The organism is Fluviispira multicolorata (genome assembly GCF_009208585.1).
Taxonomy (GTDB): domain Bacteria; phylum Bdellovibrionota_B; class Oligoflexia; order Silvanigrellales; family Silvanigrellaceae; genus Silvanigrella; species Silvanigrella multicolorata.
In genome coordinates, this window is sequence record NZ_WFLN01000007.1 from 110,584 (window position 1) to 136,447 (window position 25,864).

Here is a 25,864-nt window from a genome sequence, read left to right on the forward strand (position 1 = left end):
ATTTTGTATAGAATTAATTAATAGTTATTAAAGTCCTTATAGCTGAAAATTAAAGAATTATTTTGAGAGTATTTCTTCATAATCTAATGATTAAAGGAGGGTTTAAATGAAAATTAAAAAAATATTTATACATTGTTTATTCACTACACTTGTCTTTCAGACAAACTCTTTTGCAATTCAAGAAAAAGAACAAGAAACAAAATACACACGCAAACCAAGTTTTTATGATCGAATGCTTGAGACAAAAAAAGGAGGTGTTTTACACTTACCTTTAAGTAACGATCCTAAAGTAATGAATCCTATTTTAAGTACAGATGCTGAATCAAATGCAGTTGAAGGGTATCTGTGGATGAGTCCTTTTATTTTAGATCCTGATACACTTGACTATTTACCTGCCTTAGCAACGAATTATTTAATTTCCTCAGACAAAAAAAACTATACCTTTATATTAAATGAGAAGGCGAAGTGGCAAGATGGTTCTTCTGTTACTGCAGCAGATTTTAAATTCACTTTTGATACGTTGATGAATTCAAAGGTGCATGCAGCGGCTTTACGCAGCTATTATGAAGGTATTTCCATAATAGCAGATTCTAAATACCAAATTACCTTTATTGTGAATGAACCACGTTTTGATACATTCGATTTTCTATCAAGATTTGTACCAATCCAAAAGAAGCAATTTGAAAGCTCAAAAGACTTTAATAAAGATAAAGGTATTATGACTCCCATTAGCAATGGTCCTTATATTATGGAGAAGTATAAGAGAGGACAGAACATCGTTTTCAAGCGAAATAAAGACTGGTGGGGATATGAACTTACACAGTTTAAAAATAGATATAATATAGATGAAATTATTTTAGATATTATTCCAGAGCCAAATCTTTCCTATGAAAAATTCGTAAAGGGTGATGTTGATCAAATGAGTTTCACTCCTGAACAATGGAACTCTAAAGTAACTGGTGTCGATAAAGATAAATATGGCTCATCTCCAAAAGGAAAAAGTATTTGGGCACTAAAAACTCAGAATAAATCGGCAAAGCCCTATACATTTATAGGTTGGAATTTTAAAAATCCCCTTTTTCAAGATGTTAAAACAAGAAGAGCATTGTCGTATTTAGTGGATTATAAAAAAATTATAGAGAAAGTTTATTTTAATTTATTTACTCTTTGTACATCTCCATTTGGCTCATTTACTTTAAACTCAGCCGCTGATCTCAGACAGAAAGATAAATTGATTAGTTATGATAGGGCAAAGGCCTTAAAACTTTTAAAAGAAGTCGGTTGGAAAAATGATGGATCACAGACATTGGTAAAAGAAATAAATGGTAAAAAAGTACCATTTGAATTCACTTTGGATACTAATACAGGAAATCCAGCTCGCTTAAAAATTGCTGAAATTATTAAAGAGGATTTTAAATCAGCTGGAATTAAGGTAAATATTAAAATGTCTGAATGGAATTCATTTCTTGATACAATTGACAATCGTCGTTTTGATGCCGTTATTTTAGGCTGGACAGGTACTATTTTTCCAAATCCAAAGCAAATTTGGCATTCAAGTTCTGAAAAAAATCAAGGATCTAATTTTATTAGTTATAATAATTCGAAAATAGATGATCTTATTCGAAGAGCAAATATTGAGTTTGATCCTAAGAAACGGAATTCAATTATGCAAGAAATTAATCGCATTTTATACGAAGATCAACCTTATACATTTATTGCAGAAATGAGTTATATTTTACAAGGATTAAATTCAAAAATAGGATCCGAAAGATGGGTTGCAAACTATGAAACAGCGGTAGCAAATGATTTATTCTATCTTGTAAAATGAAAGGCTTTAGATATGCGGAATTATTTCATTCGCCGTTTTATAGCCATAATACCAATGTTTTTTTTAATGACAGCAACGTATTTCTGTATTCAAAATTATCTTCCAGGAGGGCCTGTTCAAGAAGCTCTAGCAAGATTAAAGGGAGTGGGCGGAGAAGGAGGAAGCGCAAAGACGCTAAATGCAGAAGATCTTCAAAAATTGACACAAGAATTACAAGTTGAATATGGTCTTGATAAACCTGCAGTGACTCGTTACTTTATTTGGATTAAAAATGTTTTTACACTTAATTTTGGTGATTCAATTACAACCCGAGCACCTGCTATTGAGCAAATTATAGAACGGCTTCCTATTTCGCTTTCATTTGGAATTCCAGGGTTTTTTTTAACTTATCTTATTGCAATTCCCTTAGGTGTTTATATGGCTTTGCGAGATGGATCTCGCTTTGATGTTATTTCTTCATTTGTTTTATTTGTAACATATAGCATTCCATCTATCGTTTTTGCAGTTATATTTCTTTTAATATTTTGTACGGATAGAATTCTTCCTGGAGGAGCATGGTTTCCGCTAGGTGGATTTCGTTCTGATAATTATGAAAACTTAAGTAACATTGAAAAATTGATCGATTTAGGGAAACATTTATTTTTACCTGTTCTAGCTTCTATTATTGGAAATTTTACAGTATATGCCTTGTTGCAAAAAAATAGTATGCTTGAAGTTATTCGATCCGATTATATCAGAACGGCGAGGGCAAAAGGGTTATCTGAAAATGCAGTTGTTTTTAAGCATGCACTTCGCAATGCCTTGTTACCTTTGATGGTTGGCTTTGGCGCTGTTCTTGGCACTTTTTTAGGTGGCTCAATTATTATAGAGCCGATATTTGGATTACCTGGCATTGGGGTTTTAAGTCTGCAATCGCTAGCAGCTCGTGATTTTAATGTTATAATGGCAATCGTTGTCTTACAATCATTAGCAATTCTTTTTGGACAAATATTAAATGATGTTGTTTATGTAATTGTCGATCCAAGAATTGAATATAAATAGATATAGGCTCAAAAATGTCATCCATAACAAAAAGAAGATGGAATAATTTTTTAAAGCAAAAGCGAGCAAAACTTGGGATTTTTATTTTTCTATTACTATTTATCTTTTCAATGACTGCAAATATATGGTCAAATAGTAAACCAATATTTATGTTAAGAGAGTTTGATAATAAAGACTCTTTTTTAAATAAAAAAAAAGAAATTAAGATTTATTTTCCACTTATTTTTTATTATAGTCCAGAGGAGTTTGGAATCATTGACTCGTTTGAATTAGATTATAGAAAATTAGCTGAATTAGATAAGGAAAATAATATAAAAAATTTTGAGGTTTTTTCATTAAACCGCTGGGATCCTGAAGAACAAACAGAGTCTATTTTAGCTCCCCCTTCACAATTACATTGGCTCGGAACTGATAATTTAGGTAGAGATATATTTGCAAGGCTATTGTATGGAACAAGAATTTCATTAGGTTTTGCCTTAATTCTTTGGATTATTTCCTATTTTATAGGAATTTTGCTCGGAGCAATGCAAGGGTATTATTTAGGAGCCTTTGATTTTATCTTAGAGAGAGTTAAAGAGCTTGCTGCAATTATTCCTATGCTTACAATTATTATTTTAGTAACAGCAATAACAAAAAATCAAACTTTTTTTATGATACTTTGTTTAGTTCTCATTTTTGGTTGGATGGGAATTGCAAGTCAAATTAGAGCAAATGTATTAACTCTCAGGCAACGAGAATTTTGTGAAGCGAGTCTTGCATTAGGAGGAACACACTTTAGAGTTCTTATGCGTCATATCTTTCCTAATATACTCAGTATTATTATTACATTAAGTCCATTTGCAATTGAAGTTGGAATTTCGCTCCTAGCTGCACTTGATTATCTTGGTTTTGGCTTACCACCTCCTACTCCAAGTATTGGTGAGTTGATGGCACAAGGACGTGATAATATCCAAAATGCCCCATGGGTATTAATTTCTCCAATTGTCATAATTTTGTTACTTTTAACTTCTATCAGCCTTATTGGGCAATCTTTGCGTGAAGCGTTCGATCCTAAGCTGTCATAAGGTTTATTAAAAAAGATATAATCCGATATTAATTTAATTCATCAGAAGTTTTTTCTATTTTTTATAATAGAAGGAAATAAAAATGGTTTCCTTGTTTACAAGTTTTTGGAGTAAACTTTCATTTCGCACGAAAATATTGTTTCCAAGCATAATTGCATATATTACACTTGCTCTTTTTTCTTTATATCTAATTTATACAGACAGAGAAGTTCAAAAGTCTCGTTCATTTGAAAGTTTTACAGTTGCTTTAGATTCAATAAATGATGTTATTGGTGGAAGATATATTGGTCGTTATACAACTATTCAAGCAATTGCCCTTGATGCAACATTAATGCAGCTAAATAATTCTGCTCGGATAATGGATTTACTTGAAAAATATAGAGCGGCTACACAGAGCGAACTCATTCTTTTTGTTGATAGAAGCGGAAAATACATTGCTTCAAGCACAAAATTAAGTACAGGTGTTCAAGCTAATTTGAATTTATTAAGAGGTAAAATTTATTCTGATAGGGATTGGTTTAAAAACGTAATAAAAGGAAATTTTACTCAAGATATTACGAATGGACTTATAGGTACCTATTCAAACGACTTTCAAGTTGATCCACTGGCATCAGAAATCTATGGGAAAGATAAAATAACTCTTGCATTTAGTGCTCCTGTTAAAGATAGAGCTGGAAATATCTTAGGTGTGATTACCACGAGAACAAGTGCCTCTTGGATGGAAAATGAATTAAAAAATGCATTTAATTCATTGAAAAAAAGTGGAGCACATTTTCCAAAAATCCTAATTGTAAATGGTAAAGGGACAACGATTGTTGATTTAAATAATTCTACAATGGATAAAGAAAATAACTATAAAAGGGATATGGAAGTCATTTTAAAACAAAATCTTTTAATAGAAGGCTTTGAACCTTCAAAATTTCTTTCTGTAGGAAGAATTGGTGAAGGTGTTTTCCCATTGGGTAAAGAAAAAAAAGACATGATAGTTTCTTACTCCCCCATTAATTCAAATAAATTTTTAAGAAGTTTGAATTGGAGTATAATGACAATGGATCCTGCAGAAGATGTGTTTAGTGACCTCAATCGTTTATCATATATTTCAGTTTTTATTATTATTTTTCTACTTTGTTTTTCAATAATATTTGTTTTAAAATTCACAGGTACTTTAACTAAAAGCTTTAATATTCTTTCTGATAAATTAAAGAAATCTTCTTCAGAGAGTGAGAATACGAGTAAAAAATTAAAGACTTCATTTACCCATGTTGCAGATACAGTTCGTGAACAGACGAAATCAATAACAGAAACAAATCAAATTATGGGAACCCTCACGGGTATGATTTCGCAAACAACCTCAAATGCAAATGAATGCAGTAATATTTCAAATCATGTTAAAAATGAAATCACTGAAGGCAATTTAATTATGGAGAGACTTGCAAATGCAGTTTCTGAAATAAGAGAGACAAATAAAGAATTAGAACAGATATCTGAAATGATAAATCAAATAAATACTAAGACAAATGTTATAAATGAAATTGTTATGAAAACGGAACTTCTTTCTTTAAATGCATCAATAGAAGCGGCTCGTGCAGGCGTACAAGGAAAAGGATTTGCCGTTGTTGCTGAAGAGGTTGGTCAATTAGCTAAAACAAGTGGAAAAACAGCAAGTGAAATAAGACATCTTATTGAAGGTGGAAAACATCAAGTAAATGAAATAATTGCAGCAACTAAAAATCGCTTAGAAGTGGGACAGAGTGCAAGTGATGTTGCACAAAAAATATTTGTTGAAATTGCAAATGAAATAACAGAATTACAAAGTAGAACAGACAATATAAAAGAAGCTACTAAGGAACAAAAGATTGGTATTTCGCAAGTAGCAAGTGCAATGACACAGATTGATAAATCAACAGAAAAAAATACGGTTGAAACACAAAAAGCTCAAAATGCTTCTGAGCAAGTTCATAAACAGAGTGAAGAATTATTTCAAATTATGACTGCAATTCAAGTTCTTGTTTATGGTGCTAAAAATGAGTTAATTAATTTAGAAGAGAAAGGAAAGTAAATGTCATTTTTATCTTTTCTTTCAATTAAAAAATTCAATACATTAAGGCTGCAGTCACGAATTATTTTTGTGTGTTTAGGTCTCTTATCTGTAATAGCTTTGTTCACAATTATCTTAAATTTTTTAGGTTGGTTTCATTCAAGAAAAGAATTAGTTGAAAAGCAAAATGTTTTACAATCTGCAACAACTCAGCTTATTTCAGGACGTTTTGCCAGTCGATATAACGAAGTAAAATCTTTTGCAACGAATCCAATTTATGAAACCATGAATGAAAATGCTATAACACATGTGCTTAATCATTATAGAAATTTCCAAGACATATATGATATAATTCTTTTTGTTGATAAAAGAGGAAAATTCATTGCAGCAAACTCATTAGGTATGGGCGGATCTAGAATAAATGAGGACGTTTTAAAAGAAAAAACATATGAGAATGAAGATTGGTTTATAAATGTAATGGAAAGTAAAACTTCTGATGACCCAGAAAGAAAATTAATGGGGACTTATGTTGAAGATGTACAAATTGATTTGATCTCTTCTATTGCTTATGGGGTTAAGAAATTAGGAAATAGCTTTAGCACTGCAGTCAAAAATTCAAAAGGTGAAATAATTGGAGTTCTTTCTGTTCGAGCAAATTTAATTTGGATGGAAGGAGAAATTCAATCTGCTTTTGAGTCGATTCGAAAACAGGGTGTTAATGAAATGGCAATAATGGTTATTAATAAAAAGGGACAAATTATTGTTAATTATGATCCTCATAGTAGAGGTGGATCAAAAGAAATTGTACGTGATTTTAGGGAAATATTAAATGTTAACTTAGCGAATGCAGGCTATGAACCAGCTATTCACTTAATTACAAAAAAAGAAGGAATGGGTGTTTTCGTAAATCCTTTGTTTGAAAAAAAGAAAGATATTGTTGTTTATTCTCTTTTAAAATCAAAACAAATTTTACCGACTTTGGGATGGGGTGTGATCACGCGTATTCTTGAAGAAGAAGCCTATCGTAGTGTTAATAATTCATTTCTTGAGACAATATTTATAATATTTATTATTTTTATAATTTCTTTTGTTTCATTATTTTTAATTGCTTTTTCTCTTGGGAAAAAATTTATTTTTGTTTCTGAAACTCTCGGTGATTCTGCATCTCAATCAGAACATACTAGCCTCGAACTTGATAATTCATGCAATGAAGTAAAGAAAATGACTATTGATCAGTCAAATTCTGTAAATCAAACTGCAGCGGCAATGGCTGAAATCACTTCTATGATCACCCGTACAGGAGAGCTTATAAATGAAAGTAAAGCAATTTCTGATCGAGCTAATGAAAAGTCTGTTGAAGGAACTATTTTAATGGATAAAATGGCCGAGGCAATTGCAGATATAAAGTCGACAAATCTTGAGCTCGAAAAAATGGAACAAATGATTTCAGTTATTATTAATAAAGCTTCTACCATCAATGATATTGTTTCTAAGACAGAACTTTTATCATTAAATGCATCCATAGAGTCCGCACGTGCTGGTGAGTATGGTAAAGGATTTTCTGTCGTTTCTGAAGAAGTTGATAGCCTTGCAAAAATAAGTGGAAATGCTGCAAAAGATATCTCCGTTCTTCTCACTGAAAGTCATATAAAAGTGAGTCAAATAATAAAAATAACTCAAGAGCGGGTGAATGAAGGATTGCAAGTGAGTCGGCGTGCTGTTGAGTCTTTTCAAAGAATTTCACTGGGTATTACAGAGATTAGGGATAGAACTAATGGAATTTATGATGGAACGAATGATCAGAAAGTAACAGTTCAGTCATCTGCTGTGTCTATGGATCTTATGAGCAATTCTGTGCATAAAAATAGTAAAGAAGCTGAAGAAACATCTAAAATTGCAAATGAAATGCGTAAACAAAGCAAAGAATTATTTAATGTTGCAAGTGAAATTCAAAATCTTATTTTGGGTGAAGGACAGCGCCAATTTAATAATATATCCGTAAAAAATAAAGAAATACTAAGAATTATTGGTAAAATTAAATAATAATAAAAAGATTATTTTAGATTTTCTTTTGAATAACTTTGCTGAGAATTTTTTTCAGCCGCTAAAAGTCTTGCTGTTGTTTGTTGAATTTCAGCTAAACATTCTTTTAGTAACTCTCGTTCTTTTGAGTGTTCAAATTCTGGATTTTTATCACTTATAAGTGAATCAATTTTTTGTATAAAGACAAATATTTTAAAACATGATTTTGAAATAGTTATGAGTTCATTCCATAAATTTTTTGAGCGCATAGCTCTTCCAATAACAAGTAAAATACTATCAATGGTAAATGGTTTGTCTATAAAATCAATAACTCCGAATCTAAGAAATTTCTGTACATGTTCGCGTGATATATTTCCAGAAACAAATACAATTGGTATATAAATATTAATATTTCGTACTTTTTGTGTAAATTCAAGCCCATCTATTCCTGGCATTTTAAGATCTGTCATTATAACATCAATATTTTGAGTTTTTAATATTTCTAAGGCGGTTGCTGCGTGGTCACATGTTGTAACATAATAATTTTCATTTTGTAGCATCTCTTGAATGCTTTCTAGAAGTTCATTATCGTCATCACAAACAAGTATACTTCCTTTTTTGTTTTCATTATTTTTTGATTGACTCACCTTGGGAATAAATTCAGTAGTAATTTTGTTTTCATACTTATTATTTTCTATTTTTTTATTTAATTTTTCTTCTAAAATAGCATCAATTTTATTTTCAGTTTTAGTTAAATGAATGAGTATAGCTTTTAAATTTTTATGCAGTATGGAAACAGCTTGTTTTAAGCAATCGTTGCCTTCTAAAAGTAGTTCAATAATTTCTTGAGTTGTATCTATTTTTCCATCACGAATTCCAACGAGAAGGGTTTCAAATTTATGGGTAAAGTTTGCAATTTCATGGTAACCAACTGTTGCACTCGATCCTTTAATTGTATGCATAATGCGTAATAATTTTGGCATTTTTGAAAAATCTTGAGGATTATTTTCCAATTGCATGAAAATGTTTTCTATGTCCTCAAGCATTTCACTTGTTTCTGCTAAGAACGTATAACGTATCTCAGATTCAAATGTTGCTTCGTTCATAATTATACTTCCTCAGAGGAATTTCAAAGTTATGAGCATTTTTAAAAAGAATCACTTTAATCTATGTACGCATATATTGCCATAAGTTTCAAAATCAAAGTCATTGGAAAGTTGCAATAAACTTTCTGCACCACCTAAAATTAAATATCCCCTTGGATTTAATAATTTTGCAAAACGTGCAATAATATTTTTTTTATTTTCTACGCTTTGATAAATTAAAACATTTCTACAAAATATAATATCAAATGTTCCGATATTAGGCCAATCATGTAATAGGTTTAATTGTTTAAATGTCATAAAAGTTGAAAGTTCAGGTTTGGCTTTATAACTTGGTAAACTAGATGTCTCTGTTATAATTTGCTCAAAATACTTAATCATCAAGTTTGCAGAGAGTCCCCTTTGTATTTCAAGTTGAGAAAATATTCCGCTAGAAGCCTGTTTTAATACTCTTTCGCTGATATCCGTTCCAAGTAATTCATACGATTTATTTATCCCTTTGGCTTTTAATTCTGCCATTATCATTGCTAATGTATAAGGTTCTTGCCCTGTACTTGTTGCTGCGCACCATATCCTAATTTTTTCACTCTTTTCCATTATTTTAGGAACAAAGTGCGATTTAAAAAAATCAAAGACTTTTGGATCTCTAAAAAAGGATGTTTCATTATTGGTAGCGGTGTCAAGAATAAGTAATTTTGCAGATTGATTGAGTCCATTTCTTTGAATGTCATTCCATAAAGAAAGAATATCTGGGAAATTTAAAAATTTAATTAGATTTTGCAGTCGACTGAATAATAAAAATTTATTTGTTTCATCGTATTGTATGCCTGTTTCTTTTTCAATAAGATTTGAAAAATATTTAAAAATATTGTCATTAAATTCTTCCATATTATTTAATATTCTCCTTCAAGGAGGGAATTGATTTTGCCTATGATTATATCTTTTGTAAAAGGTTTTATAATATAGTCTTTCGCGCCTTTTTGCATTGCATCTGTAATTTCGGGCATAGAATTTTTTGTTGTCATCATGAAGATCGTTTGGTTAGGATGATTTTTAATTATAATAGGTAAGGTATCAATACCGCTTAATTCTGGCATTTCCCAATCAAGTAAAATAAGATCTGCTTGAAAATTTGTTTCTTTTATTGCACTAATTGCTTCGAGTCCATTGTAAACATGTTGAAATTCTAAATTAGGCAAGTCTAGCATTTCTTCAAGCAGGCGATGAACAGATTTTGAATCATCCACTATGAGAATTTTCATGATTTATCCTTTTATTCTAAATGTTTCATTAAATTTATTTATCAGTATTTTTTGATTTTCATCTAAATTTATTTCATTATTAAAATTTTTAAGACAATTACAGTAATGAATAAGTACTTGTGCTGCAAGATCTATTATTTCAATAATTTTTTGTAATTCAATAGGTCCATTATTATCTATTATTTTTTGGAAATATTTTACGACTTCATTTGCAACTTTTTGACTATATTCTGCACCTAGAAAATTAGCTGCAGCTCTGACTGCAACAAATTCTGCTAAAGCTTTTCGTGTTTCTATTTTGATATTTTCAGCAGAAATATTTTCATCCTTCAATGCTATTATTATTTTTTGAATATTTGGTAAGATATTGTTATTAAAACAAGCAGTATATTCATTTGATAATGTTGGATTATGGGCTTCTGGGATTTTTATTTCTTTTATTGATGACCCTTTGAGTGTATTTATAATATCTGTATAGTGAGCAAATGCTGTTGAAAGAGAATCTAAATTAAAATATCCTTTTTGAATTAAGATTTCTCCAAATGGTTTATGTGTGCTTTGAATTTTTTTAGACACTTCTTGTGAGAAATTGTATGTCCAAAAACCTAAAGATTTAGCGCTACTACGAAAATCCATTCCTTCTTTTTGCTGATGAATTAAAATTTCTAATAAATCATTTTTACTTAGCATATTTAAACTGTAAATTATCTCCGCAGTAGAAGGAATATGACTTAGATGTTCTATAAATGCTTCTAAAAGCTGTTCAGGCTCAATTAACTTTTTATCTAAAAGAAATTCACAAAATAATTTAGGCATTGTTGGCCTCACGAAATCATTTTTATTAAATATTGAGCACACTCATCTAAATTTCCCATGCCATCATAAGCACCTGTGGCATGAACAGATCCAGGCATGCCCCAAACTGTTGATGATTCAGCATCTTGTATAATAATTTTTCCAGCAGCTTCTTTAATGGCCTTTGCTCCTATCATTCCATCTTCTCCCATTCCTGTTAAAACAAAGGCCACACAATTATTTCCATAAATTTTTGCGAGTGATTCAAATAAGGTATCAACTGCGGGGCGGACAGAATTGCGTTTGGGGCCTTGATCTAGGCAGATTACAATGTTTTGTCCATCTTTTGCCTTATCAATGCTCATATGAAAATCACCCGGTGCTACATATATGTGTCCTGCTAAGGCTGTTTCTCCATGCTTTGCTTCATGAGTGGGATGCCCGCTGATGACTGCAATTCTATTTGCAAGAGCTTCAGTAAATTTGGGTGGCATATGTTGGGTTAAAAATATTGGGATATTGAGAGGAACATTTTTTATTTTTTCAAATATCTTTTCAAGGGCAGTGGGGCCGCCTGTAGAAGATCCAAAACCAATAACTTTTGGTTTAGTGTTTGTAAGATTTTGATATGAGAATTTTTTTTCATAAATATTTTCTTGAGGTATGTTTTGAGTAGGTTCAATTGTTATTTCTTTGTCTTTTTTATTTATGTAGATTAAATTTCGATCAATTTTTGATTTAAACTGTAAAATTTTAGGAATCAATTCTTTTTGAATTCCTTCAAATGCTTCATCAAGTGAGCCTGAAGAGATTGGTTTTGAGATAAAATCTGAGGCACCTGCCCTTAACGCTGCGAGTGCGAGATCAATTCCTTCTCCTGTAGGAGTTGCAAAAACAATGACTTTTTGTAGAAATGATTTTTTTTTCATTTCTTCGAGCATTGTTATGCCATCCATAACAGGCATTTCTAAATCTAAAATTATAACATCAATTGTATTTTGCTCTAAACGTTCCAGTGCAATTTTACCGTTTGCAGCGCTTGTAACTACAACTATATCATTAATCCCTTCAAGTGCAGATTTTATTTGTGAGCGAAATACAACGGAATCATCTACTATAAGGACTCTCATATCCGTTCCTTTAAAACAAAAAAATATACAGTGCTTACAATAACTCTAAGTTTTATGATTTAAAAATTTTATTATATTATCAACATCAATAGCACTTAATAACGAATTAGAAATTTTATAAACGCCGATCATATAACGACGAATATTATCAGAAATTGTTTGAGGAGTTTGCTCAAAGTCTTCTTCAGATACTTCTATTACGTCGCCGATTTCATCAACTTGAAATGAGATTAACATACCATCAATTTTACAAACAATATTTATAAATTCATCTGGTAGCTGTTCATGAAAACCAAATAACTCCCTTAAACCAATTGCGGTTGCAACTTGCCCTCTTAAATTTATAAGACCTCTTACATAATCAGGAGCCAAAGGAATGGGGGTCATTGTCATGGAACGAACCACTTCTTGAACACGGCTCACTTCAATTCCATAGAGGCGATTGTCCAAGTAAAATGCTGAAAATTGTTTTGTATTAACTGACTTGTTATTAATTAATACTTCTTGGTTTTTAGATATATCTTCATGCATTTTTAATTCTTCTCCTTTGTTTTATTTTGAATAAGGATTAAATCCAATTCAGCAATAAGCTTTTCAGCACGAAGTTTTTCCAGATAACTTGAAAAACCAACACTTAATCCTTCTTGAATTTCGTTTTGAGTGTATTTTGTAGTAATTGCAATCATAGGAATTTTACTATGATTTTTTGAACTTCGGACGTGTTTTGCAAACTCAAGTCCATCCATTATTGGCATTTCAATGTCAGATAAAATAAGTGAAAAATGATTTTGTAAAGAGCTTTCAAGTATTTCTAGACCATTTGCTCCATCATAAGCCGTTTCTACTAAATATCCCGCTTCTAAAAGAATAGAATGAATGTATTTTCTAAAAAAAGAGCTGTCTTCAACAAGTAAAATTCTATGATTTTGACGTTTAATGATTTCAGTGACAATTTGAGGTTCGTGAACAATTTCTGAGTGAGGATGACTTTGTGATTCTAGATTTGATTTAACAATATCAATCATGCCAAATATATCTGCAATGACAATTATCTGCTCATTTGTTACGATTGTTCCTAAAATTCCAGGTCTGTCTTTAACAGATTGATCAATTTCAGATGATACTTCAATTATATCATAAATTTCTCTCACTTCAATTCCATAAGAAAAATGCCCTCTTTTAATAACAACAATAGGAGTTCTTTCTTTAATAATTTCTGTTTTAGAATTTTCAAAAGGCAACTCTAAAAAATCAGGAAGTGATAAAATAGGAAGGAGTGAATTGCGATAGCGAATTACTTTTTGTTCTCCAGAAAGTTCAAATCTTTCTGTTTCAAACTCTTCAAGTCTATTTACAATTGATAATGGAATGGCGTATGCACTTGGTGCTCCTGCGTCGATTAATAAATATTCACATATATCGGAATGATAATGATTTACTAATTTATTTTGAAAATGGCTTGAGGGTCGATCGTTTGTATGTACAATTGAAATTTTTGCTATTTCTGCAATCCCAAGTACATCAATTGTTAAAGCAACTGTGCCATCTCCCATTATTGTTGCACCTGAAAATACTTTTAAATCTTTTAAAAATTGTGATAATGACTTTACTACGATATCTGCAGAATCATTAATTTCATCAACAATAAGTCCAAATAAGAAATTATCAGCATTTAAAATAACAACATTTGATACTATATTTTCTTGATTTAATTTATTGTGCTCATCTTCAGCAAAATTAAGATTATTTCTCTTATTAAAAAGCACTTGTGCAAGAGAAATAACCGGTAATAATTTACCACGTAGTCTTAATACAGCTTGACCTTGTAAGTTTTCAATTTTTTCAGAATTTGTTTCAGAGTTATCAATACGTAAAAGTTCAACAAGTTTTGTTTGGGGAATTGCGAATTGTTGTCCCTCTGAATGAACAATAAGTGCTGGTATAATTGCTAGGCTGAGTGGAATTTTAATTATTATAGTTGTTCCTTTACCGGGTACGCTGAAAAGATCAACCAATCCACCAATGCGTTCCACATTGGTTTTAACCACATCCATTCCAACGCCACGACCTGAAATATTTGAAACAACATCTGCCGTTGAAAATCCAGGCGTAAAAATGAGCAGCTGAACTTCCTTTTCTGTCATTTTTGATAATGTTTCTTTAGTAATAATTCCTTTTTCAACAGCCTTAGCCCCGATTTTTTCTTTATCTATTCCTCGTCCATCATCTATTATTTCAATAATAACCTGTCCACTCTCATTATAAGCCTTTAGTATTATGAGCGCTGTTTCTTTTTTCCCTTCTTTTTTACGCTCTTCAGCCGTTTCGATGCCATGGTCAACTGCATTTCTAACAATGTGCATAAGCGGATCTTTTACGGCTTCAATGACAGTTTTGTCTAATTCTGTTTCGATTCCTTGCAAATTTAAATCAATTTTTTTTCCAAGTTCTTTAGATATATCTCTAACAACTCTTGTAAATATTGTTAATACATTGCCGATGGGTTGCATGCGTGTTTTCATGACTTCATTTTGCAACTCAGCCGTTAGAAGATTTAAGCGCTGACTCATTTTTAAAAAGTCTGTATCATCATCATTGAATTTGGCGTGCTGTAACAATTGATTGCGAATGAGAACAAGCTCTCCTACAAGATTCATTAGATTGTTGAGGAGATTGACTTGGACACGAATTGTTTCTGAAATTTGCTCATCTGAAACATTTTTTTTGTCACTTGTTTGAGGCTCTTCTAACTTGCTTTGAACAACGGGTCTTGTCGCTGAAGTAACCGATTGAACAGGGTTTTCAGCCATATCAAAAATTTCAAAGCTGGGTATTTCGGTATCATTTTTGTTTTCCACAGACACTGGTGTTGTCTCCTCAGTGCTTGGTTTTGCTTTGATGTATTCGAATGTTTCTTCGGTAAGCAGTATTTTATCTTTAGAAAGAGACTTTAAATTTGTAATGCTAAGTTCAACAGATGAGAGAAATTTAGCAAATATTTTTTCAAGTTCTTCGTGGCTGTCTGGCTCTTTTTTTAAATCTTTAATCTGATCAAGTGTAAATGTAATGAAGTCAAGGCCTATGTAAATGCTATCTAGTAGTTCTGGAGAAAGGTTTGTTTTTCCTTTGCGAATTGGATCTAAACAGGTTTCCATTACATGAGCGAGTCTTCCAATTTTGGCAAATCCAAATAATTGTGAAGAGCCTTTTAATGTGTGCATATCACGGTAAATAGCGGCTAATATTTCTTTATCTGATCCATTTTTCTCAACAATAGAAACATTTTTATTTAATCTTTCAAGCATTTCATAGCATTCATCGAAATATTCTGAAAGGGCAGATTGTTTTGCTTCTGGTGTTAGTGCCATTTTTTTAATTCCCTTAATACCTATAAATATGCAAAAAACTAAACTTTATACTTTTCTGAATTTTGAATGACAGTTGGGAGATCTAAAATTGTGACTGTTTTATCATTTATAAAAGTATTGCCAAGCACTCCAATTCTGTCCCTTATTTCGTCAAGTAAATTTTTTTCTCCTGCAGCAATATCAATAACATGTGGTACTTCTAAACCCATGTACCCTTCAGAATTATGGGTTACAATAATTGAAATATGTTCTTTATTCACTTCAGTGCTTGGCTTTTTTATATGGATATTTAATAGTTTTTCCATAGAATAGATTGGCATAACACTCTCACGATAAATAATTGCTCTTTCTGCACCACAATATTGAATTTTTTTTTCTTCGATTTTTTCAAGTCTAAATACTTGATTTATAGGTATTCCATAAAGTGTTTTTGATTCTAAATCAAATAGTAAATAGTCTTGCATTGAAGAATTTTTTTTATTAATTTCTGTAAGAAGGGTAGGTTCATTTTGCTTTTGAGTTACTTTAGTTTCAAAATTTTTAATTCCAGAATATTCAGCTAAGTTTTTAATATCTAAAATGAGTGAGACAGATCCATCTCCCATAAATGTAGCACCAGTATAAACTCCTTTATAATTAAAGCATGCATTTATTCTTTTTACTACAATTTCTTCAGAATCAAGTATTCCGTCAACATGGAGGGCAAATAAATACTTTTCTGCTTGTAAAATCAGTATTTCTGTGATGTTGTCAATTGTTAATTCTTGATTACATTTTGATATATTTAATAATTTTTTTAAATCAAGCAAAGGATAAAGAGTATTATTATAGCATAAAACTTGTTCTGAAGCAACTTTTTGAATCATAGTATGATAATTTTTATTTTCAATTCTTAAAACATGAAGAATATTATCTTGCGGAATTGCAAAACAGCGATCCATACACTTTACTAAAAGAGAGTGAATAATTAAGACAGATTTTGGTTTAGGTAAACGTATTTTAAAACTTGTTCCAGCATTTATTTGTGACTCAATTTCAATTTGACCTCCAACGGATTCAACAGAAGATTTAACCATATCCATACCAACTCCTCTGCCTGAAACATCTGTTAATGTTGCAGCAGTACTAAAACCAGAGGAAAATATTATTTCGAAAATTTGTTGATCACTCATTGCTTCAAGCACTTTTTCACTGAAAAGTTCTTTTTCTAAAGCTTTTTCTTTGATTTTTTTGGGGTTTATTCCTCTGCCATCATCACTTATTAGAATTTGTAACTCATTATTATCTTCAGAACAAAGAATATTAACTGTTCCATGCGCTGGTTTTTGTATAGCTAACCTTTCATGTGGCATCTCAATACCATGGTCAGCACTGTTTCGAATTAAATGTATAAGTGAGTTGCTACAAACTAAACTGAGACTATTTGCAACACGAATATTTTCTCCATTTATATTTATTTGGATTTCTTTTCCTAAATCACGAGCAAGATCCCTGAGAATTCTAGGAATAGGTTTAAAAATACCAGAGAGAGGCACTTTGCATAAATCAGTAATACTATTTTGTATGGTGCTATTTATTTTGTGCATTTCATCAAATAATTCTTCAAGAGACTGAATATCTTTATCATTATTGTATTTAACATTTAACGTATAGATAATCTTATTTATCATATTGCGAATTACTGTTATTTCTCCAGAAAATCCTGAAAGTTCATCGAGCATTTGAATGGGAACTGAGATGGCATCTTTGGGTTTTTGAGTTTGGAGGGGTTCTTGCTTCTTCTCAATTATGTTTTTTTGAGGAGGTTTTTGGATTTCGTTTAATTGATAATTAAGATCATTTAATAACTCTTGTAATTTAAATAAATGTAATTTTTTATCTTTAATACTTATAATTAACTCTTTAATTCTGTCTAAACCTATAAAAAGTATGTCATAAATATCATCCGTTAATATAATTTTTCCATTTAGCACAGGAGAGAAAAAATCTTCATATTTATGAATGTATTTTGCTAAAATATTGGAACTGAGACAGCTACTTGCTCCTTTTAATGTATGAACACCTCTTGCAATTGCTTTCATCGCACTAATATCTTGCCGATTGTAGTTTAGTGAAAGTAAATGAGGTTCTATTTCATCTAAAATACCGGATGCTTCTTCAATAAATGTTTTTTCAATAGCCCTATTTTCTATTATTGATTGAGCTCTTTTTTTAGATTCCTTTAGAATCATTATAGAAATGAGTTCTTCATTGAAAGGTTTATCAAAAAAACCACATATTTTAAGAGCAATTCCTTCGAGAGCCATATCTTTGGTAATTTGCCCGGACACAATTCCAAAAGGCACTGTTTCATTTATCTCGAGCATTTTTTTACGAAAATCAAAGCCCGTCATTTTAGGCATCACATAATCACAAAGAACTAAAACAATATTTGGCATGTCATTTGAAAAAATTTCCAGAGCGTTTTCTGGGGAGGAAGAATAAATTGGAATATATTTTGTTTTTGAAATCATATATTCAATTGCATCTTGATTGTCTTCTTCGTCATCTATCCAAAGAACTTTTAAATCTTCATTTTCCATTTAAAATACTCTTTATAAAATTGTATTTTAATATCGGCTCATATTGTTGATTTGTAATATTGAGAATAATTTTATAATTTTTTCCTATGCAATTTTTATCTAGCTTACTAATTTGAAAATAATTATTGAAATAATAAAACTTGATAAATTAATAAATTATATATTAGACCTTAATATTTTTTACGAGATTTTCTAAATTTAATGCCAATTCACTTAATGACTTTGATGCTAAAAGAAGTTGTGAAGATCCATTCGAGGTTTGCATAGCCGCTTCGGAGACAATTTTAACGTTGTCCGTAATATTTGATACGCCTTTTGCTGATTCTAGCACGATACGAGACACTTCATTTGTTGTTGCTGATTGCTCTTCTACCGATGCAGCGATTGCATTTGCAATGCTTGTTAATTTTTCAATAGATTGACTAATTAAAGAAACAGCATCGATTGAACTTTTTGAATCCGTTTGAATTCCTGTAATTTTATTTGTAATATCTTCGGTTGCTTTTGCAGTCTGTTTGGCAAGTTCTTTTACTTCATTTGCAACCACCGCAAATCCCCGACCTGCATCGCCTGCGCGTGCAGCTTCAATGGTTGCATTTAAAGCCAATAGATTTGTTTGTTGAGCTATAGAGCTAATTACTTTAATTACATTTCCTATTTCACGGCTGCTTTCACCAAGTTTAATAATAATTGTGTTTGTATTTTGGGCTTGTTTGAGAGCTAAAGAGGTATTTGTTGATGCTTCTGTTGCATTGCGTGCTATTTCTTTAATTGCCGATGACATTTCTTCCGCATTCGTTGCTACTGAACGCATGCCATGAGAAACCTCTTCAGATGATGCAGCCGTTGAGTTTGCGACTCCTGTTGTTTTTTCAGCGTTCACACTCATCTGTTTTGCTGTGGCATTCAATTCTTCTGCTGCTGCTGCAAGTTGGCGTGAAGCTTCTTTAATATTTTCTACCAGTTTTACTTTATCCGTAACAATATCCCAAGTTACCATGACTCCAATATATTTATCATTCTTGTCATAAATCGCAGAAACTAAAAGATCTAATTTTTCTGGTCCCACATTTATAATAGCCCTGTGGGGTAAATTTTTATCATTAGATAAAATGCGTCTTTGATGCGATGGAACTTTATGAAAGACATCTATTGAAGAACCAAGTATAGCATTGACTCGAATAGGTAGATATTTTTCAATTTTTAAAAGGGTTTCTCTGCTCGTTGGGTTTATATATTTAATTGTAAAGTCTAAGTCGCAATACAAAATATTGATTGGAGAGTTTTCAGCCATTCCAATATATTCTTCTTCGTTCAAAGTTTTGAGTGCAATCAGTTTGGCTTCTTCCATTCATTGCTCCTGACTTTCTTGAACTTTATAAATATCTAAAATTAATTTTCAATTTTAGATATTTATAAAATAACATTTTTTTGAGTGCCTCTGATATGAGTGTTAAAAATGAAAAAGTGTTAGAATTATGACAGTTATTTTAAAATAGTTTATGATAGGTAGATATTTATTTTTAAAATAAAGAATAAACAATTATATTTTAAAATAACAGGATAATTAGTATTAAATCGGTAGGATTTAGGAAGAATATTTTATCTTTTGAAAATAATATATTATTATTTTATAATAAATTAACAATATATCAATTCATATGATTTTAATTTAAAGAGGATCAAATGGGTAAAAAAATATTAATTGTTGATGATGCAAAAACAATACGCCAACAAGTTACTTTTACTCTTACAAAGAGTGGATTTGAGGTTATTGAAGCAGAAAGTGGTAAAGATGGTATTGCATTGCTAAACGCACATAGAGATATCGATGCAATTATCTCTGATATCAATATGCCTGAAATGAATGGTATAGAAATGATAATTGCAATCAAAAGCAATACTAACCTACCGCATCCACCCATACTCATTTTAACGACTGAAGGAGCTACTGATATTGTTGCGCAGGCAAAAAAAGCGGGAGCAAGTGGGTGGATTGTAAAACCATTTAAGCCAGAAATTCTCGTTGAAGCTGTTAAAAGATTAACGGGGTCTTAGAATTGAATTTAAGTTGTAAAAAAATCATATCAAAATAGCCAACCTATTTTTAAAATATTCCAAAATGGTAAAACTTGATGAGTAAAATAATCACTCATGTTATTTTGCACAGTGTTTTGAAAGTTTTTGTAAGTAGCAGAGTTTATAGCTTGAGAATATGCGTTTGGGTCTTGTGTATTTAGGTTTACGTTATTACTTTGACCACTCGCATGAAGAGGTATTTGTGCACCAAGTTCTGTACCAATTGTAAAACCATTGTCCCAAACAAATAACCAACCAAACTGCGGAGTAAAATAAGTTGTATTTAATTTTAAATTAGCATTAGCAGGAACACAAAAGTTTTGAGAACTGACTGTAACAAAAACACAAGTATTTGCTTCTAAATCAATCTTTCTTAAACCAAAAGCCGATCCTATAAAAAAACTTCCACGGAAAGGATAAATAACAGCTCTCACTTCAAAGTGCATAAATGAAGACTTAATATCATTTATGGGTGTTTGACTGTTATCATTTATTTTCTTTCCTGAATTTGGAAAGTCTTTCATATTCATTTTACTTGGAGATCCACCAATATTTGCGCTTAGCCCTAGAAAACGAAATAGACGCGCTTCCAGTCCAACAGAAAAGTATTGATAGAGTCCAACACTTAAGGTTGGCCCTAACCTAAATACTTCATTTTCTTCGTTTTTACTGCTGCTATTTACACTCTCATTTTCTTCTTTCTCATCATCATCATCATCATCACCAGCTGCCGCACTTCCTGCTGCCCCTGTAGCCGGAGTTGCTGGGGGAGTTGAATTTGTTTCATTTGATTTTGTATCTTCGTCTTTCTCATCACCACCGCTCTTTGTAAGCTCAAAACCTTCGGGTAAATCGAGAGCAAGATTTTTTATAAGTTCTGGTGTAACGGGTTTGGGTGGTGCGGGTGGTTTCTCTCCACGCATTTCACCCCATTGATTTTCCTTTACTTGGATAATTTTATTAGGGGCTGCTGGGTTGCTAAAATCAACTGTTCCCGAAGTAACAACAAGCTGAGTTTTTTCGAGCCCTTGTGCAACTATAACACCACCTGTTCCACGAATTCCCATGACAGCATTGTTTGTCTTATATTTTACGTCATTTTCAACATTTTTATCAGGCTTAACAAAAAAACGAATTTTTCCTTTAATATCTTCAAAAACACCGCTTAAATTTTTTTTATTGCTATCAAGTTTAAATTTATATTCTTTAATTTTGAGTTCGCTGTTATCATATAAAATAATATCTGCTCCATCAAAAAAAAGAATTTTAACTAGGCTTTTATCTTTGGTGACAATAGTATCTGAGGGATGTACAGGTAAATCTTTTTCAATAGGTGTTCTAGTTTCTTTATTAACGATTTCTGCAATTCCAATAACGTTTTCAACTCTTCCAATTTCTTCATCATCTGCAAATGCAAATAAAGAATAAAAAGTAATAATATAAATAAAAATAATTTTTTTAACGAGGTTTAGAAGCAATTTTCATTTCTCCAAAAATTATGTTTTCTGTTTTGAACGCTATATCTTTTAATTCTTTACTAATTTTAAATACATCGGTGGATGCAGAAATAGACTTTTCGGCGCTCTCCGTATTTTGAATTGCAGATGCGTCAATTTTTGCCATTGCACTTGCAATTTGTTTAACCCCTATTTCTTGTTCTCTTGTTGCATCTGTAATTTGAGTCATCTGAGCATTTATATCGTTCACATCTGTAGTTATTTTTTCAAAGGTATTTTTTACTTCAATTGTTTTATTTTGTCCTTCAGAAACTCTTTCTACAGTAAGTTGTAAAATTTCTTGTACACTTCCTCTGCTTTTTTCTAGCAAGTCTCTTATTTCATTTGAAGAACGACCACTTGTGTTTGCGAGATTTCCAACTTCTTCTGCGACGACAGCAAAACCTTTTCCATACTCACCCGCTCTTGCTGCTTCGATAGAGGCATTGAGTGATAGAAGTTCTGTTTTTGTAACAATTTCATTAATTACCATGGTTTTTGTTTCAATTTGCTTAATAATGGCTTCTATATCTGAAAGCCTTTGACTTGATTCTTGAATAGCTTCCATGGAAGTGACCATCCTATTTACGGATTCACCTCCTTGAGCAGTCCCCTCTGAAATTTTATGGGCTAAGGTTCCTGATTGAACAGTCAGAGCTGAAGTCCGTGTGATCATGCTTGTGACTTCAGCAATAGCCGCAGCTGTTTCTTGTATTGAATTTGCTTGTTCCTTTGACGAGTTTCCAACATTTTCACTCATTTGAGTGAGATATTTTGATTTTTTTTCCATGTTTTCAGCTGATTGGATAAGATCTTTGGATAATTTTGCAAGTGGAACAGAAATTAGATTGGCAAAGAATGTTCCACCAAACATTAGAAAAATCGCTAATATAGAAGAAATAGTAATAAGTTCAATAATATATTCAGTTCGCTGCTCATCAATATCATTGATATAGGCTCCTGTTCCTACAAACCATTGCCATTCAGGTATAGGTTTTACGAAAGCAATTTTTCTGAAAGTTCCTTCAAATCCAGGCTTTTTAGTAAAAAAATTAAAGTAATCGCCCTCCTTATTTTGTTTCATACTGCTCACAAGCAGAGCCATGGTCTCAGGTGGAGTGGGTTGGAGCTGTCCTTTGAATTCTGGGCGGGTTGGATTGACGATTTGGCGTTGATCAATATCATCAATAAAAACATAATTTGTCCCGTCATAGCGAGCATTTTCAATAATACCTTCAGCAGTTTCCATCGCGACTTTACGGGTCATCTTTCCATCTTGTTCTAACTTTATATACTTTTTTATTATGTTATATGAAGCTTCGGTGATATGTTTAATTTGAATTTCTTTTTCGTGCACCATTCTATCAAGAGCATTATTCATAATAAAGTATAGTATGATTGCGAAGATAATAATGATTAATATATTCCAGTAAATCATTTTTTTCTTAATACTGAGTTTATTAAACATCATTATCTCCCTAATCCAGTTTCAGATATAATTTTAAACGATGAATAGGAATAAAAAATGAATTGCTTTTAAGGGAATCAAAATTTTGTCGTATCGACTAAATATTTGACTCTTTTTGTTTTTGGTTCAGTGGATAAAACACTTAAGAATGGGGGGTGAAATGGAATGGAATCCATTGTGCTTTCAAAAAACACTTTTGCTTTGCAATAGGGTGTTGGAATAAGGGACCAACTTTTTGTGAGTTCGAGATCGAGAACTTTAATTCTTTTTATTTTATCGATCAATATATCTCTAAAAAATTCGGTTGAATCAACAATTGTTTTAATTTTATCAAAATTTGGGAAATTTCCTCCCCCTGATGCACGATAATTATTTGTGACGAGTGCAAATTGTTGTCTAGGCAATATTGGCTTGGAGTTATAAGTGAGATCTTTAATTCGATTTCCGAGTGGTTCCGTAACATCTATTTTATATTCAATATTTGAAATGCAATCGAAATTAAAAGAAGGATAAAAAGGATTTAAGAGCGAGATTTCTTTTTCAGAATCGATATCAATTTGTTGAAATGCTTGTGCCGAAAACTCAAGCCATTCTTTGATTTGATTTTTATTTATTAAAACAACTTTGAGTTCATTGTCATAAGGATAAAGATTTGAAATATCTTTTATTGCTAAAGGCCCTTTCTGGATATGAATATAAGGACTGCCATGTCCTCCTGTATTTACAGGTGCAAATGAACATAAAATAGGGAGGTTTTTCCATTTGCTATATTCAAGAATTCTTTTAGCAAACTCAACACCTGTTTCTTGAATGATTTGTGAAGTTAAAGTGTGTTGAAGAGTTGAAAACCAAGAATGAATATGTATGTTACTTTCTCCAACATTGGATCGAATATGAGAGAGCGTTTTTTCATTATCTTCTTGAATTATTGATAAGACTTCGGAGTCAGCTGTTGTTTCTTTTACATTATAAATTTCAGAAAAGCTTTGTTTTACTTTCCATTTTCCTTTTGTTTTTTCAAGTAGGAAACGGATAATTCCGAGATGACTTCCCCATGCTCCGGGCATGACGACAGGAATATCATTGATTTTACCTATGGTATTATCAACATTCATGTTTTCAAGTTCATTAAAAATTTTGCCACCCGGAAATACGCTGTGTGCATGTCCTGAAAGTATTGCATCAATTCCTTTGATTTTACTAATTTCACAAACGGCATTTTCAGTGCCCAAATTATATTTTAAAGGTAAAATTCCACTGTGAGCTAAGACAACAATAAGATCTACATTTTTTTTCTTTAATTCTTTAACCTGTTCTTTAACGGCATCAACTATTTCTTGAACAACTACTTTTCCAAGTAATATATGCTTGTCCCAAGTCATAATTTGGGGGGGAGTGACGCCCAGGAATCCAATTCTTATTGTTTCGTTACAAGTGAGTTTTTTCTCTAAAATAAAATGAGCTGGTAGAATTCTTTGCCCTCTTTTATTTTTAGCTTTTTTATCGAAGAAATAAACATTTGAACAAATATAAGGGAAATTTGCTTTTTGTATCACTCTTAATAAAAAATCAAGCCCATAATTAAAATCATGATTGCCAACAGTTGCGATATCATAATTAAGGGAGTTCATAACTTTAAATATAGGGTGGATTTCTGTTTCTTTAAGGGGATGCACCCTTGTTACGAGATCTGCTAAAGCGGAGCCTTGTAAAAGATCTCCATTGTCAACAAGGATATTATTCTCATATATTTTACGAAATTTTTTAATCAGAGTTGCGGTTTTTGCGAGCCCAAAATGTTCAATTTTGACATCATTGTAATAGTCGTGTGGCACGACATTGCAGTGAAGATCAGAGGTTTCTAATATAGCTAGCTCACAACTCTGATTTGGTGATGTCATACCTTGTCGCTTTTTGGAAGGAGAGTTACGACGAGGCGACGTCCTTCCATACGAGGTGCAGCCTCTTGTGTAACGATATCTTCAAGTCCAGTCATAAGCTCTTGTAAAGCTTTGTACCCAAGGTCAATATGGGACATTTCACGGCCACGGAATTTGACTCCAACGCGGACACGTGCTTTTTCGGATACCCATCTTTTGATGTGATTTTGTTTTGTTTCGATGTCATGTTTATCAATATTAGGAGTTAAATTGATTTCTTTGACTTCAATAACTACTTGTTTTTTCTTAGCTTCTTGTGCTTTTTTACTTTGTTGGTACTTGAATTTACCATAATCGATTAGACGGCACACAGGTGGTTTCGCGTCAGGTGAAACCTCAACTAAGTCCAGCCCTAACTCTTCTGCTCTCATGAGAGCTTCGCGGATTGGTAGAACACCAACTTGTTCACCCGTATCTGAAATGAGGCGAACTTCTGTGGCTTTAATACGATCATTAATACGTGGACCATCTTGAGCAGGGGTACGAGTTTGTTGGTTTCCCATTGGACGCATATTGTGTGCAATCTCCTTAAAAAATTTAATAAGATGAATGTATAGCATTTTTACTATATCAATCAGAATCTATCATGTCTTCTGCAAAAAATAAAAAAAGAGAAGAAAATTCTCAGCATAAACAGGTGAAATGCAA

At 31.7% G+C, this 25,864-nt stretch carries 19 protein-coding genes; 6 read left to right on the forward strand and 13 right to left on the reverse strand.

Annotation, left to right across the window (positions count from 1 at the left end; translation table 11 throughout):
- Positions 1–106 precede the first annotated feature (106 nt).
- The 5 genes from GCL57_RS09515 (at position 107) to GCL57_RS09535 (ending at position 8,014) form a co-directional block, all read left to right on the forward strand.
- On the forward strand, positions 107–1,828 hold the full coding sequence (locus tag GCL57_RS09515; RefSeq protein WP_152213113.1) for an ABC transporter substrate-binding protein: 1,722 nt from the start codon (positions 107–109) through the stop codon (positions 1,826–1,828).
- A gap of 12 nt (positions 1,829–1,840) precedes the next feature.
- Positions 1,841–2,869 carry an ABC transporter permease subunit gene (locus GCL57_RS09520; RefSeq protein ID WP_152213114.1) on the forward strand — a complete coding sequence of 343 codons (1,029 nt, stop codon included), beginning with the start codon at positions 1,841–1,843 and terminating at the stop codon, positions 2,867–2,869.
- A gap of 14 nt (positions 2,870–2,883) precedes the next feature.
- On the forward strand, positions 2,884–3,933 hold the full coding sequence (locus tag GCL57_RS09525) for an ABC transporter permease subunit (protein ID WP_152213115.1): 1,050 nt from the start codon (positions 2,884–2,886) through the stop codon (positions 3,931–3,933).
- A gap of 82 nt (positions 3,934–4,015) precedes the next feature.
- Positions 4,016–5,992 (forward strand): methyl-accepting chemotaxis protein, encoded by a 1,977-nt coding sequence (locus tag GCL57_RS09530; protein WP_152213116.1) that lies wholly within the window; start codon positions 4,016–4,018, stop codon positions 5,990–5,992.
- A complete protein-coding gene (locus GCL57_RS09535; RefSeq protein WP_152213117.1) occupies positions 5,993–8,014 on the forward strand; it encodes a methyl-accepting chemotaxis protein in 2,022 nt (673 codons plus the stop codon).
- Between the two features lie 11 nt (positions 8,015–8,025).
- On the opposite strand, the gene GCL57_RS09540 is transcribed toward GCL57_RS09535, so the two are convergent.
- The 9 genes from GCL57_RS09540 to GCL57_RS15080 all read right to left on the reverse strand — a co-directional run bounded on the left by GCL57_RS09540 (position 8,026) and on the right by GCL57_RS15080 (position 19,584).
- Positions 8,026–9,099 (reverse strand): response regulator, encoded by a 1,074-nt coding sequence (locus GCL57_RS09540; RefSeq protein ID WP_152213118.1) that lies wholly within the window; start codon positions 9,097–9,099, stop codon positions 8,026–8,028.
- A gap of 51 nt (positions 9,100–9,150) precedes the next feature.
- Entirely contained in the window at positions 9,151–9,984 is an 834-nt protein-coding gene (locus tag GCL57_RS09545) for a CheR family methyltransferase (RefSeq protein ID WP_152213119.1), read from the reverse strand.
- 5 nt (positions 9,985–9,989) lie between these two features.
- Entirely contained in the window at positions 9,990–10,358 is a 369-nt protein-coding gene (locus GCL57_RS09550; protein ID WP_152213120.1) for a response regulator, read from the reverse strand.
- Positions 10,359–10,361: 3 nt separating this feature from the next.
- Entirely contained in the window at positions 10,362–11,174 is an 813-nt protein-coding gene (locus GCL57_RS09555; RefSeq protein ID WP_152213121.1) for a hypothetical protein, read from the reverse strand.
- Positions 11,175–11,182: 8 nt separating this feature from the next.
- Positions 11,183–12,283 (reverse strand): chemotaxis-specific protein-glutamate methyltransferase CheB, encoded by a 1,101-nt coding sequence (cheB, locus tag GCL57_RS09560; protein WP_152213122.1) that lies wholly within the window; start codon positions 12,281–12,283, stop codon positions 11,183–11,185.
- Positions 12,284–12,328: 45 nt separating this feature from the next.
- The gene (locus tag GCL57_RS09565; protein ID WP_152213123.1) at positions 12,329–12,814 is read right to left on the reverse strand and encodes a chemotaxis protein CheW; all 486 of its coding nucleotides are present in this window, start codon (positions 12,812–12,814) and stop codon (positions 12,329–12,331) included.
- 2 nt (positions 12,815–12,816) lie between these two features.
- Positions 12,817–15,651: a hybrid sensor histidine kinase/response regulator gene (locus GCL57_RS09570; protein ID WP_152213124.1), complete on the reverse strand. Its 2,835-nt coding sequence runs from the start codon at positions 15,649–15,651 to the stop codon at positions 12,817–12,819.
- 38 nt (positions 15,652–15,689) lie between these two features.
- The gene (locus tag GCL57_RS09575) at positions 15,690–18,233 is read right to left on the reverse strand and encodes a chemotaxis protein CheW (protein ID WP_152213125.1); all 2,544 of its coding nucleotides are present in this window, start codon (positions 18,231–18,233) and stop codon (positions 15,690–15,692) included.
- Positions 18,234–18,396: 163 nt separating this feature from the next.
- Entirely contained in the window at positions 18,397–19,584 is a 1,188-nt protein-coding gene (locus tag GCL57_RS15080; RefSeq protein WP_152213126.1) for a methyl-accepting chemotaxis protein, read from the reverse strand.
- Between the two features lie 335 nt (positions 19,585–19,919).
- On the opposite strand from GCL57_RS15080, the gene GCL57_RS09585 reads away from it, so the two are divergent.
- The gene (locus GCL57_RS09585; RefSeq protein WP_152213127.1) at positions 19,920–20,291 is read left to right on the forward strand and encodes a response regulator; all 372 of its coding nucleotides are present in this window, start codon (positions 19,920–19,922) and stop codon (positions 20,289–20,291) included.
- A gap of 29 nt (positions 20,292–20,320) precedes the next feature.
- On the opposite strand, the gene GCL57_RS09590 is transcribed toward GCL57_RS09585, so the two are convergent.
- The 4 genes from GCL57_RS09590 to infC form a co-directional block, all read right to left on the reverse strand.
- A complete protein-coding gene (locus GCL57_RS09590; protein ID WP_152213128.1) occupies positions 20,321–21,790 on the reverse strand; it encodes a FecR family protein in 1,470 nt (489 codons plus the stop codon).
- Complete coding sequence (locus GCL57_RS09595; protein ID WP_161597686.1) at positions 21,771–23,276, reverse strand: methyl-accepting chemotaxis protein; 1,506 nt, start codon at positions 23,274–23,276, stop codon at positions 21,771–21,773. Before GCL57_RS09595 ends, GCL57_RS09590 begins: the two co-directional genes overlap by 20 nt.
- 77 nt (positions 23,277–23,353) lie before the next feature.
- Positions 23,354–25,177: a bifunctional 2',3'-cyclic-nucleotide 2'-phosphodiesterase/3'-nucleotidase gene (locus tag GCL57_RS09600; RefSeq protein ID WP_152213130.1), complete on the reverse strand. Its 1,824-nt coding sequence runs from the start codon at positions 25,175–25,177 to the stop codon at positions 23,354–23,356.
- Complete coding sequence (gene infC, locus GCL57_RS09605; RefSeq protein ID WP_211363250.1) at positions 25,174–25,728, reverse strand: translation initiation factor IF-3; 555 nt, start codon at positions 25,726–25,728, stop codon at positions 25,174–25,176. The genes GCL57_RS09600 and infC overlap by 4 nt, the downstream gene beginning before the upstream one ends.
- Positions 25,729–25,864: the final 136 nt, after the last annotated feature.